Source organism: Niallia endozanthoxylica, assembly GCF_008710145.1.
Classification (GTDB): domain Bacteria; phylum Bacillota; class Bacilli; order Bacillales; family Cytobacillaceae; genus Bacillus_BD; species Bacillus_BD endozanthoxylica.
This window is the reverse complement of the sequence record NZ_VYKL01000002.1, coordinates 1-11,997: the sequence shown is the minus strand read 5'-3', so window position 1 is coordinate 11,997 and position 11,997 is coordinate 1. Positions and strand designations below refer to the sequence as shown.

12 protein-coding genes are annotated in these 11,997 nt (G+C 39.3%); 8 read left to right on the top strand and 4 right to left on the bottom strand.

What is annotated here, in order from left to right:
• Positions 1–189 precede the first annotated feature (189 nt).
• Together gnd and F4V44_RS00185 are read right to left on the bottom strand one after the other, a co-directional pair.
• Positions 190–1,587, bottom strand: coding sequence for a decarboxylating NADP(+)-dependent phosphogluconate dehydrogenase (gene gnd, locus F4V44_RS00190; RefSeq protein WP_150437972.1), 1,398 nt, complete (start codon positions 1,585–1,587; stop codon positions 190–192).
• A gap of 59 nt (positions 1,588–1,646) precedes the next feature.
• The gene (locus F4V44_RS00185) at positions 1,647–2,378 is read right to left on the bottom strand and encodes a GntR family transcriptional regulator (RefSeq protein WP_150437971.1); all 732 of its coding nucleotides are present in this window, start codon (positions 2,376–2,378) and stop codon (positions 1,647–1,649) included.
• Between the two features lie 251 nt (positions 2,379–2,629).
• Here F4V44_RS00185 and F4V44_RS00180 point away from each other — a divergent pair, with 251 nt between their 5' ends.
• The 6 genes from F4V44_RS00180 to F4V44_RS00155 all read left to right on the top strand — a co-directional run bounded on the left by F4V44_RS00180 (position 2,630) and on the right by F4V44_RS00155 (position 8,346).
• Entirely contained in the window at positions 2,630–3,403 is a 774-nt protein-coding gene (locus tag F4V44_RS00180) for a MurR/RpiR family transcriptional regulator (RefSeq protein ID WP_223881734.1), read from the top strand.
• A 118-nt stretch (positions 3,404–3,521) separates the two neighbouring features.
• Positions 3,522–5,123 carry a PTS transporter subunit EIIC gene (locus tag F4V44_RS00175; RefSeq protein WP_150437970.1) on the top strand — a complete coding sequence of 534 codons (1,602 nt, stop codon included), beginning with the start codon at positions 3,522–3,524 and terminating at the stop codon, positions 5,121–5,123.
• Positions 5,124–5,189: 66 nt separating this feature from the next.
• Entirely contained in the window at positions 5,190–6,515 is a 1,326-nt protein-coding gene (locus tag F4V44_RS00170; RefSeq protein WP_150437969.1) for a 6-phospho-alpha-glucosidase, read from the top strand.
• 79 nt (positions 6,516–6,594) lie between these two features.
• The gene (locus F4V44_RS00165; RefSeq protein WP_150437968.1) at positions 6,595–7,095 is read left to right on the top strand and encodes a PTS sugar transporter subunit IIA; all 501 of its coding nucleotides are present in this window, start codon (positions 6,595–6,597) and stop codon (positions 7,093–7,095) included.
• A 469-nt stretch (positions 7,096–7,564) separates the two neighbouring features.
• Positions 7,565–7,936 carry a putative zinc-binding protein gene (locus F4V44_RS00160; protein WP_150437967.1) on the top strand — a complete coding sequence of 124 codons (372 nt, stop codon included), beginning with the start codon at positions 7,565–7,567 and terminating at the stop codon, positions 7,934–7,936.
• 161 nt (positions 7,937–8,097) lie between these two features.
• Positions 8,098–8,346 (top strand): hypothetical protein, encoded by a 249-nt coding sequence (locus tag F4V44_RS00155; RefSeq protein WP_150437966.1) that lies wholly within the window; start codon positions 8,098–8,100, stop codon positions 8,344–8,346.
• Positions 8,347–8,521: 175 nt separating this feature from the next.
• Here F4V44_RS00155 and F4V44_RS00150 read toward each other — a convergent pair whose 3' ends face one another.
• Together F4V44_RS00150 and F4V44_RS00145 are read right to left on the bottom strand one after the other, a co-directional pair.
• Positions 8,522–9,649, bottom strand: a complete 1,128-nt coding sequence (locus tag F4V44_RS00150; protein WP_150437965.1) for an NADH-dependent flavin oxidoreductase — start codon at positions 9,647–9,649, stop codon at positions 8,522–8,524.
• 67 nt (positions 9,650–9,716) lie between these two features.
• A complete protein-coding gene (locus F4V44_RS00145; RefSeq protein WP_150437964.1) occupies positions 9,717–9,971 on the bottom strand; it encodes a C40 family peptidase in 255 nt (84 codons plus the stop codon).
• A gap of 63 nt (positions 9,972–10,034) precedes the next feature.
• Here F4V44_RS00145 and F4V44_RS00140 point away from each other — a divergent pair, with 63 nt between their 5' ends.
• Complete coding sequence (locus tag F4V44_RS00140) at positions 10,035–11,036, top strand: potassium transporter TrkG (protein WP_223881733.1); 1,002 nt, start codon at positions 10,035–10,037, stop codon at positions 11,034–11,036.
• Positions 10,946–11,997, top strand: a 1,052-nt coding sequence (locus tag F4V44_RS00135; RefSeq protein ID WP_223881735.1) for a transposase, incomplete at its 3' end; no start/stop codon positions are given. The genes F4V44_RS00140 and F4V44_RS00135, both read left to right, overlap by 91 nt.

Here is an 11,997-nt window from a genome sequence, read left to right as displayed (position 1 = left end):
CCTCATTCTGACAGAATTCCATAGAAATCCAAAAAGATTGTCCAAATCGAGGTCTGATTCTGACAGAATTTCATGGAAATCCCAATAGCATTGTCCTATCAATTAGGATGCTTTTGTTATATACTACCGCTTGAAATTCATTTTTATATTTTTTCAGCAGTCTCGAACCATCCCGGCGTTTCACTCACACTACCAGTTTGTGTGAAAGATTCCTTCTAAATCACGTCGTTCATAGGTGTGGGCGCCAAAGTAATCACGTTGTGCTTGCAGCAGGCTTGCATGGGATGTTCCCGTCCGGTAGCTATCGTAATAGGTGAGGGAAGCACCTAGACATGGGAAAGAGATACCTGCTTGAATGCCCTCACATACCACTTTTCGCAATCCGTTTTGATAATCGATAACCTTTTCCGCAAAATAGGGAGAGATTAATAAATTTGGCAGATTAGGCTGTTCTTGATAGGCTTCGCTTATGACGTTTAAAAAGTTCGCGCGAATGATGCAGCCGCCGCGGAAGATAAGGGCAATATCCTTCAATGGCAAATTCCATCCATAAAGTTCAGATGTCATTTTATATTGTGTAAATCCTTGGGCATAGGCGCATACTTTACCCATATATAAGGCTTGTCTCACGTAGTCAATCCACACATTTTTATCTAGCTGTGGTTGATTTTTGTCTGGGCCTGCTAAGATTTTTTCTGCCTTCGTCCTTTCCTCTTTTAATGAAGAAATGTAACGGGCGAATAAAGACTCTGTAATGATGGAGGTTGGGATTCCGTTATCAATCGCTTGAATGCTTGTCCATTTACCTGTCCCTTTTTGTCCAGCTTTATCAAGAATGACATCAACCAGCGGTAAATCTGTTCTATCATCTTTTTTCCTTAAAATCTCTGCCGTGATCTCGATTAAATAACTCTTTAGTTCCCCTTGATTCCATGTATCAAAGGTATCCGCTATTTCCTCAACCGATAGACCTAATCTTTCTCGTAAAAACGTATAAGCTTCGGTAATGAGCTGCATATCGGCATACTCGATTCCGTTATGTACCATTTTGACAAAGTGTCCAGCTCCTTTAGGACCGATATAGACACAGCAAGACTCCCCGTCAACCTGCGCAGCGATTTTCGTAAGAATAGGTGCTGCTTTATCATAGACTTCTTTATCTCCGCCAGGCATGATAGAAGGCCCTGTTAAAGCACCAACTGCGCCGCCTGAAATTCCAATCCCTAAATAACCGATTCCTTTCGATTTCAGCTCATCGTATCTGCGTTCGGTATCTTCATGATGGGAGTTACCGCCGTCCATAATAATATCGCCTTCTTCAAGATGAGGGACCAGGGTGCTAATGACTGAATCAATCGCTTTCCCAGCCGTCACCATTAAAAAGATTTTTCGCGGAGTTTTTAACGATTGTACAAAAGCTTCGATTTCGTAATAAGGAGTAATCGATTGTCCTTCTAGTTTTTGCACAAGCTGATCCGTTAAATCCCTTGTGTAATTATAAACGGCCACCTGCTCGCCGTTATTAGCCATATTTAATGCCAGATTACTGCCCATAACTCCTAAACCAATAACACCAATTGTATGCATTCTTCCTGCTCCTTTTCTAGATTAATGAGAAGTCATTGATGAGATTCTTTAACATCCAGCTAGTCATCCTGCTTCTCAGCTTCTTTCGTAATCATTTGTTGTGACCGCCATAGGTCATCTACTTTCTCTTGGACACTATCAAAGTTTTCATGTAGAGACTTAATCATAAGGTTTCGATCTTTAGCTTCTATGGCATCTATATAGAGTTCATGGTTTTTCACCATACGGTTTAAGTCTTCGGATGTTTTCTGGAAGCGTGCGCGCATCGATAAAAGAATGAAGCCTTCCATCACAGGTTTTAAATTATTCCAGATCATCCTTATATAGGAATGGCCAATGGAACGGATGATGGTATCGTGGAACAAGATGTCTTGATAAGAAAATTCATCAGAGTCCCGATATTTTATCGCAACCTCCATCATTTCTACGATTTTTCTAAGTTCCATTGCTAATTCATTTGTGTCCATTCGTAAGAGACGCTCAAACACGAACGTTTCGATTAACAGGCGAACATCATAAATTTCTTCTATTTCCTTTTTCGATAATCCAATTACAACCGCACCCATTTTTTCCAATCGGATCATATTTTCAGAGGCCAGTCTTTTTAACGCATCACGAATAGGGGAGCGGCTCACCTCAAAATCGGCAGCTAATTTATTTTCTGAAAGAGTTGTGCCGCTTTCAATCATGCCAGAAATAATACGCATTCTAAGCTCGTAGGCGACACGTTCTCCAGTCGAAGCTTTAGAAAGCCATTTTTGCGGATAGAGAAATTCCTTCGATTCATTCATAAGCTCACCCTTTATTGGAAAAAATTTAAGTACCTCTCTATACCTGTATACTTGTATACAGGTTATTATAGCGGACATTAAAAATAATGCAAATACTTATTCATGTCATTATCTTGAAAAATGTATGGAAGCTTTTGAAAAGAGGGATTATAGGACAGATTTACCGCAGGCAAGCATTTATTTCCTGCTTCGGGTGCAGTTTAATAACAATAAGAATCCATTACAAAAGGATAAAGAAATGAGAGTGAGAAGTGTTGATTGATATTAGTAAATTTATTCAAGGGAAGAATTTATCGGAGGTAGATGTGCACATTCTTCAGTATATCGTTGATCATATGGATACGGTTTTGCATAAGGGAGTTCGTGAAATTGCCAAAGATAACTTCACATCTCCTGCTACGGTCATTCGCTTATCGAAAAAGCTGGGATATACCGGGTTTGTTGATATGTACTATAAACTTTTGCCGATGATAAATAAAGTGGAAGTGCCTCAGGCTAGCGGTACGGAGGATTTCCTAGAAATTAGTCAAAAGGACTTTCTCATTTATAATTCGATGGAAGATATTGAACTGTTTATCAGCAAAGTGCTCCAGCTTAAGCAAAAGTATATCTTTATTTATGCGACTGGTTTTTCAGCCATTGCTGCTGATTATTTATATAAAAAGCTGCTCGTGCTGGGACGGAAAACGATTTTTGCCAGCGGGACAGATTCCATTGGTGTATTTGAAAATAATCTCGAGGATATTGGTGCGTTGGTCGTGATTTCTAAATCAGGTGAAACGCAAATGGTGATTGAGAAATTGCAGGCAGCTAAAGAGCATCATGTATTTACAGCGTCTTTCACGAAGGAAACGAGTAATCGGATTGCTGAGCTGTCCGATTTAAATTTTAAAATCAATGATCCGAATAAGCTCGACGACCGCAATATGCTGCCAAGCAGTTACTTTCCAAGCCTGATGCTCTTGTTTGAATTTATCTTTAAGCAGTATCTGGCCCAATTAGGTACAAAAAATGGAGACGAGTGAAACGCGTTTCAAGATATGAAACAGGTTTTTAATCATGCCCAATCTATCGACTGAAAAGCGCTTACATTGTATTCTAAACGTGTCGACAAAATAAACATAATGTAGGAGGTACGGCAAGATGAAAGCCAAAATGATGGAAGGGATGCAGCGCTTTTCGAAAGCCATGTTCATTCCCGTACTTATTTTGCCGATTGCGGGTATATTAATCGCATTTGGAAACTTATTTACGAATGCAAAGCTACTAGAAGTTATTCCATTTTTAAATAATCCGATTACAACTGGGTTTGGTTCCATCTTAACGGGATCATTAGTATCCATTCTTGGTAACCTGGGACTCATATTCTGTGTGGGTATTACTGTCGGTTTGGCTAATAAAGAAAAAGCGGTTGCTGGTTTTACTGCTTTATTAGGATATTTGGTATTTGTCAATGCCATGAATAAATTTATGGAATTAAGCGGTGTCTTATTCCAGGGTGAATCGCTAAGAGGTACAGGACAAACCCTTGTATTAGGTGTTCAAATCCTAGATATGGGTGTGTTTCTCGGAATTATTCTTGGTATTGTGACTGCTATCGTTCATAACAGATTTGTTGATACAGAATTTAACGGCGCTTTTCAAATTTACGGCGGCTCTCGATTTGTTTTTATTGTACTCATTCCAATTGTTGTTTTATCAGCCATCGCACTAACGTTTATTTGGCCGTTTTTCCAAGCAGGAATTAACAGTCTTGGCACATTGATTAATCATAGTGGAAGCTTTGGGATTTTCTTATACGGAGCATTGGAACGACTATTGATTCCAACGGGTCTTCACCACTTAATTTATACGCCTTTCTTGTACACTTCCTTAGGCGGTGCAACAGAGGTTGGCGGACAATTGCTTGAAGGAGCAAGAAATATTTATTATGCGGAAATCGCTGATCCAACTGTAAAGGTTCTTTCTGAAAGTGTCATTTGGGATGCACGCGGTATTTCAAAAATGTTTGGTTTGCTTGGGGCATGTCTAGCGATGTACCACACAGCAAAGCCTGAAAATAAAGGAAAAGTAAAAGCAATCTTGATTCCAGCTGCTGTTACATCATTCATTGCTGGGGTTACAGAACCAATCGAATTCTCATTCATGTTTGTTGCCCCATTATTATTCGTTGTTCATGCTGGATTAAGCGGTTTGAGCATGGTGACATTGAATCTGTTAGATGTTCGAGCGATTGGTCCAAACGGAATGATTGACTTCCTACTATTCAATATCCCGCTTGGAATCGAAAAAACACACTGGCCAATGTACATTCTAGTAGGCTTAATTTTCTTCGCTGCTTACTATTTAATCTTCCGTTTCTTAATCACGAAATTTAACTTCAAGACAGTCGGAAGAGAAGATGAAGGTCATGAAACGAAATTATATTCGAAGAAAGAATACAAAGAAAGCAAGGGCAAAGGCACTGCAGGTTCTCCGGCAGCACAGGGAAATGAAGATCTTGCAGGTGTGATTGTCCATGCATTAGGCGGAGCGGAAAATATTAATTCTGTAACGAACTGCTATACAAGACTTCGCTTAACATTGGATAGTCCGGAAAAAGTGGACGAAGCTGCATTAAAGAGTCAAACAGGTGCCAGCGGTGTCATTATTAAAGATAAAAACGTGCAGGTTGTTTACGGACTGCAGGTCAATAACATTCGTAAAGCAGTTGACAGCTATTTAGGCTTAGGCACAAACGAATAAAGGACGTAGGTCACGGGGAATAGAATTTCAACAAAGAATAGACAGAACAGAAGGGAATGGAGAGACATGAAGAAATTTTCAGTTGTAATCGCAGGCGGAGGAAGCACATACACACCAGGGATTGTGATGATGCTATTAGACAATTTGGATCGTTTCCCGCTTCGAAAGTTAAAATTATATGATAATGATGCGGAAAGACAAGCGATTTTAGGGGAAGCACTAGACATTGTTCTGAAAGAAAAAGCACCGGACATTGAGTTTTCTTTTACAACAGAACCTGAAGAAGCCTTCACAGATGTAGACTTCTGCTTCGCTCATATCCGTACGGGAAAATATGAAATGCGTGAGAAAGATGAAAAAATTCCATTAAAGCATGGTGTCGTTGGCCAAGAAACATGCGGACCTGGCGGAATTGCCTATGGAATGAGAAGTATCGGCGATATGATCGAAATGATTGATTTAATGGAAAAATATTCACCTGACTGCTGGATGCTGAACTATTCAAACCCTGCAGCGATTGTAGCGGAAGCTTGCCGTGTTCTTCGTCCAAATTCAAAGGTATTGAATATTTGTGATATGCCTGTAGGAACGCTGCGCAGAATCTCCCATATTATTGACAAAGAGCCGCAAGATTTAGAAGTACGCTATTTCGGCTTAAACCACTTTGGCTGGTGGACAAGCGTAAAAGATAAAGAAGGGAATGAATATTTACCAGCGATTCGCGACTATGTGGCAGAACATGGGTACCTTACGCAAAAAGAAGTGGATACGCAGCATACAGATGCAAGCTGGCAGGACACACATAAAAAAGCAAAAGATCTAATCGCAATAGACCCAAGATTCTTACCAAATACGTATTTAAAATATTATCTATACCCTGATTATGTGGTCGAGCATTCAAACCCTGATCACACAAGAGCCAATGAAGTTATCGCCGGCAGAGAAAAGACTGTGTTCTCCATGGCAAGAACGATTGTTGAAAGGGGAACATCTGAAGGCTGTGAATTTGAAATGGGCGCACATGCTACATTCGTTGTCGATTTAGCTCGTGCGATTGCCTTCAACACACATGAAAGAATGCTGTTGATTGTTGAGAACAATGGAACAATCGCAAACTTTGATGATGATGCAATGGTTGAAGTGCCATGTATCGTTGGCAGCGACGGTCCAGAGCCATTAAGCCAAGGAAAGATTCCTGAATTCCAAAGGGCGTTAATGTACCAGCAAGTAACAGTTGAAAAATTAGTTGTTCAAGCGTACATCGAAGGCAGCTATCAGAAATTATGGCAGGCCCTAACGCTTTCAAAAACCGTTCCAAGTGCAAAAGTAGCGAAAGAAATTTTGGATGATTTAATTGAAGCTAATAAAGGGTATTGGCCGGAGTTAAACTAAAAGGTAAATAAGAAGAGGGAGGGGCGAAAAAACGGAAAGTCGATTTTTTCGCCTTTTCCAATGAAAGGAAGGAAAAGAGATGTTTAAGAGCTTATTTGGAAAAAAAGAAAAAGCAGCAGCAATGGAGAATGTTGTTTCTCCGATGACGGGCAAGGTTGTGAAACTTGAAGAAGTACCGGATCCAGTTTTTAGCCAAAAAATGATGGGAGACGGTATGGCAGTTGAGCCGACAGAAGGAGTCGTTGTGTCTCCGATTGATGGAGAAATTGCGCAAATTTTCCCTACTAAGCATGCGGTCGGCATTCGCGGAAACAATGGATTAGAGATTTTAATTCATATTGGCATGGAAACCGTAGCGATGAAAGGGGAAGGCTTCGAAGGTCATGTCGCAGAGGGTGATAAAGTCAAAGCCGGCGATAAGCTTGTTACTTTTAATTTGGACTTAGTAAAGGAAAAAGCAGAAAGCATTATCTCACCGGTTGTGATTACAAACTTTGATAGCGTGGCCTCTTTAACGAAAAGTGAAGAAAGCTCCGTTACACGAGAAAAGTCTGTTTTATTCCAAGTGAAAATGAAGTAGTGGAAGAAACGGAGGGAGGCTTCCCGCGTTTCCCAAAGTAAGCCCAATCCGATATTTCAAAGGATTGGGCTTTTACTATTGAGAATAAGAAAGAGTCAAGATTTTTCCTTGAATAGAGATACTGAACCTAGTCCGAGTATTTTAGTTTATTCCGCTCTTAACGGAGTAAGACCTTCACCTCAAGATTTTGATTAGACAAATGAATCATTTTTTCAGGCTCAGAAGGTGTTAAATAAAAAATCAAAAAGAAAGTTCTGCAAAGATTTTCTCTTTACAGAACTTTCTTTTTTTGAGGAACTGTCCCTATGTCCCTTTACAGAGTTTGCTTGATTAAATGATTGAAACAGAAGAACCAGCTCGGTGTTTCTGGTCGAATTAAGTATGATTTGAATCACTAGTTTAAAAATTAAAAACTATTAATATTATATATATTTTTATTATTGCCTACAATCGAAAGGAGAACGAAATAATGTCAAAAACTAATCTTCCTCTTGTTTATTCGTGTTCGGGTTGTTCGTCCGCTGCACAAACGGCTAATATGATTGCCATTAAAATGGATCGTCAACAAATTGCCGAAATGTCTTGTATTGCTGGTGTAGGAGGCGATGTTAAACCGCTTGTAAAAACGGCAAAATCAGGTAGAGATATTATTGCCATTGATGGCTGCCCATTGGCTTGTTGTAAGCATTCATTAGCTAGGCACAATGTAACACCTAAGCATCATTTGTTGCTTTCTGAATTTGATATACCAAAGAAAAAAGGTGAAGATCCAGATCCTGCTCTTTTTGAACATGCTTATAATCTTGTATGGGAACAAATTGGGGTCAATGAACAAGTGTGAAAAGGAGTATGAAACGCAAGGACCCATGTTTATTTTGGTATATTTCATTAGAACATACAATAAACTCTCAATATAACAGTAATATCGACAAGGGAAGCAACGCAAAGTATAGAGAAAATGATGAATGAATAGGAGGGGTTAGGCTGAGCAAGCGCGAAAAGGTGCTTAGTAATACGTTTAAACGGGCGGAAGAGGATTTAGCTAGAGCACAGAAACAACAAAAGATTGTTTTTGGAATATGTGTCATTATGACTTTTTATTTGGTGATTAACTTAATCGTATTGCAGCATATCCTTTATTTGGTATTAATACCCGTTGCGTGGTCTCTATATTTCCTGAAAATTGGATTTGATAAATGGTCTCGCAGAATTATTGAAGAGAGAAAAGAGAAAGACAAAGATTTTTTATGAATGGTGTAGTCGATGAAGAGCATGCCTTGAAAAATCTTGTTTCACGAATCCTGTTTATGCAACATGCAATGAACTAATTGGCAAGGAGAGCAGCTAAATGTAACTGCTCTCCTTCTTTTGTTAGATAAAATGTGATTCCAACGAAGCAGACGAATTCCGCTCCCTCTTTTCAGTACTATTCCTCCATCGGAAACCACCCAGGTGTATGGATAATGGCCTGCCAAAGCGGGTCGGGTACGACTAGGCGTTCCTGGGCATCTTTTTTAATTTTTGTCTCGATTTCCGATTCTTTGCCTTCTTTCACTTTCATCACCCAATCTGGGTCAATAATGAGTTCACGGCCAATGGCGATCATGTCGACGCCGGTTTGAAGTGCTTTTAACGCATCATCCGGAGTATAGATAGAGCCGACGCCAATGACTGGAACTCTCTTAGCCGCTTTTTCTTGAATAATTTCAAGTCGTGTTCGGGAATCCTCTATGCCGCGTCTCGGCGTTGCCCAGTACTGATTTAATGATACATGGAGGTAATCGAGCTCTTTATCAGCCAGTACATCCACTAGTTTTAGCGTATCAGCCATTGTAATACCAGGTGTTTCAGGCTCCTCTGGTGAAAATCGATAGCCTACGATGAAGGGGGTGCTTGCATGATCTGCGACTGCTCTTTTTACTTCATCTACAACGGCTAAAGGAAAGGTGAGTCTTTTTTCCAAACTGCCGCCATAAGAATCCTCCCGCCGATTCGAATGAGGGGAAAAGAACTGCTGGATCAAGTATCCGTTCGCTCCATGAATTTCAACTCCGTCAAGTCCAGCTTCTATTGCTCTGCGAGTGGCAGCGCCAAAATCTTGTATAATCGATTGGATTTCGTCCTCAGTTAACGCTTCTGGTGTTTGGCCTGAAGCGCCTTGCTCTGCAGGAACCGCACTGGCACTGACAATTCTGCCATTTGGAACTAAATCAGGAGGACACATTCTGCCGCCATGAAAGATTTGCAAGACTGCTTTTGCTCCTTGCTCTTTGATGGTAGAAGCTAGACTTCTCAAGCTTGGAATGAACTCATCAGAATCACAGGCAAATTCACCTGGAAATCCTTTTCCGTTACGAGTTACATAGGCGCAGGCTGTTACAACCATTCCAACGCCATTGGAACGTCTTCGATAATAGGCTAATTCATCCTCTGAAACGGTCCCATCCTGGTTGGAAGAAAAGTTGGTCATCGGTGCCATTACCACACGATTACTCAGCTGTATACCATTTCTGAGGTCAATCGGCTGAAAAAGCGGGCTATATTTTGTATTCATCTCAAACCTCCAGTCACTGTGCTCTAAAACAACCATACATAGGATGAGGCATTACGGAAGTAAATATTCATGAAACATGGGGACTTGTCCCATGGTATTTTTCATGATGATATAAAACAATGTCTAAAATTCCATTTTGTTTAAAATTTGTAACGTGAATGAATTTGTTGTCTCTTGTATAAATGCCTGCATGGGAGGGTCCTGGCTTATAGGTTATAAAGAATACAAAATCACCCTTTTTCGGAGTTGAAACAGATGTTGCTGTGCTCCAAATGGCTTCAGTCGTACGAGGTATGGATACTCCTTGTCCAACATAGATCATTGCTTCTACTAGGCGTATACCATAAAATGATTTAATATCAAGACAATGATAAAGAGGTGAAAAATGAACTTAAATTCACATTCTAAAAAGAAGATACGTATTACATCCGTACAAATGCTAGTTATGTTTTATTTTGCTGCGGTTATACTTTCCACTATATTACTGCTGTTGCCTATCACATTAAAGGATGGAGCTGAATTAACACTATTAGATGCTTTGTTTATCTCTGCAAGTGCTGTCAGTGTTACAGGACTATCGACTGTATCATTAACAGAAATACTTAGTGTTCCAGGGACGTTTATTTTTGCATTTATATTACAATTTGGCGGCATAGGAGTAATGACGCTTGGAACCTTTATTTGGCTTTTATTGGGTAAAAAAATTGGCTTAATGGAAAGAAAACTAATCATGACTGATCAGAATCAATATAACCTCTCAGGATTGGTTATATTAATGCGTCAAATCCTCTTAATTATGATTGTCATTGAGGTGATAGGGACGTTAATTTTAGGGTTTTACTTTTTGAAATATTTCCCTACTTGGGAAGAAGCTTTTCTCCAAGGCTTTTTTGCTTCTATAAGTGCAACAACGAATGCAGGCTTCGACATTACAGGTGAATCATTGATACCTTTTGCCAATGATTACTTCATTCAAACGATTAACATCCTGTTGATGATTTTTGGCTCCATCGGCTTTCCAGTCCTTATAGAAATAAAGGACTATTTCATTGAGAAGCGAAAGAAGTCTTTTAGGTTTTCGCTTTTTACAAAATTAACCACCTTTACTTTTGAGGCACTAATTATAGTCGGAGCTTTCTGTATTTATATATTTGAATTTAATTTTATTTTTTTACATAATTTGAATATAGAACACGTGTTTGGTATAATAGAAACAAAGGGGGTGAGAAAATGGAAAGTAAGGATAAATTATGTACTTATTCCACTCAACAGATTTGGATCAAAAAAGGCCATCGGTTGTATACCTATTTTCAAACCATGTGCGAAAATAGTAAACATTTGTTCAACACGACCAACTTTTATATACGGCAAGTGTATACAGCTTTAACCTCTGATAAAGAACTGCACCCCATTCAAAAAGAAGTGTTGGATTGTTTGGCTGCCCATATTGGTTCGATGAATAAAGTTCAACAGGACGCTTATGATAAACGATTAGCAAAAGAACAACAAAAGCCAGTTGAACATCGAAAAGAAGTGAAGTGTCATTTATTTTCGTTACCTGATCCTTCCCATCCCTATGTCTCATACACCTTTCTAGATGCGTTGTTTAAGTCCATGAAACAAAACGACTACCAATCGCTGCCTATTCAAAGCAGCCAAATGACTATGAAAACGGTCTTTCAAAATTGGAAATCTTTTTTTGCTAGTTTGAAAGATTGGAAAGCGAATCCATCAAAATATACCGGGAAACCAAACATTCCAAGATATAGTCGCGCTACTATGAAAGAAGTTGAATTGACCAATCAGGATTGTGTGGTCAAAGAAAATAAATGGTTAAAGTTCCCTAAAACCAAAGAGAAGTTGAATATTGGGAGGTTAGGGTCTACTTCCAATAAGTTAAAATCGGTTCGTGTGATACCAAAGTACAATCAATTTGTGGTGGAGCTGGTATTTGAAAAAACTGAATTAGAGGAAAGAGCAGAACACGTTTCTTCACGCTTAATGAGTATTGATTTGGGGATTGATAACTTAGCAGCTATTACAACAAACACAGGAATGGAACCTGTTTTGTTGAAGGGCCAAACAATCAAATCGATTAATCAATACTACAACAAAATGAAAGCTCATTATTATGGGATTCTGCGTCAAGGAAAAGGTCCGAAAGAAGGATTGTTTTCTTCTAAACGATTGATTCATCTCGAAGCCGTTCGGTATCGAAAGGTAAAGGATTGGTTTCATAAAGGCAGTTTTTTTATTAAAGAATTAGCTGCGTTGGAAAACATTGATACCATTATTATCGGTCAAAACAAAGGGTGGAAACAACACCCAACTATGAGGAAAGAGAACAA

What these genes read in the sequence shown, in the direction of transcription:
- F4V44_RS00170 (WP_150437969.1), top strand. Translation starts at nt 5,190, where the DNA reads ATGAAGAAATTTTCAGTTGTAATCGCAGGCGGAGGAAGCACATACACA.
- F4V44_RS00165 (WP_150437968.1), top strand. Translation starts at nt 6,595, where the DNA reads ATGTTTAAGAGCTTATTTGGAAAAAAAGAAAAAGCAGCAGCAATGGAG.
- F4V44_RS00150 (WP_150437965.1), bottom strand. Translation starts at nt 9,649, where the DNA reads ATGAATACAAAATATAGCCCGCTTTTTCAGCCGATTGACCTCAGAAAT.
- F4V44_RS00185 (WP_150437971.1), bottom strand. Translation starts at nt 2,378, where the DNA reads ATGAATGAATCGAAGGAATTTCTCTATCCGCAAAAATGGCTTTCTAAA.
- F4V44_RS00175 (WP_150437970.1), top strand. Translation starts at nt 3,522, where the DNA reads ATGAAAGCCAAAATGATGGAAGGGATGCAGCGCTTTTCGAAAGCCATG.
- F4V44_RS00140 (WP_223881733.1), top strand. Translation starts at nt 10,035, where the DNA reads ATGAACTTAAATTCACATTCTAAAAAGAAGATACGTATTACATCCGTA.
- gnd (WP_150437972.1), bottom strand. Translation starts at nt 1,587, where the DNA reads ATGCATACAATTGGTGTTATTGGTTTAGGAGTTATGGGCAGTAATCTG.
- F4V44_RS00160 (WP_150437967.1), top strand. Translation starts at nt 7,565, where the DNA reads ATGTCAAAAACTAATCTTCCTCTTGTTTATTCGTGTTCGGGTTGTTCG.
- F4V44_RS00145 (WP_150437964.1), bottom strand. Translation starts at nt 9,971, where the DNA reads ATGATCTATGTTGGACAAGGAGTATCCATACCTCGTACGACTGAAGCC.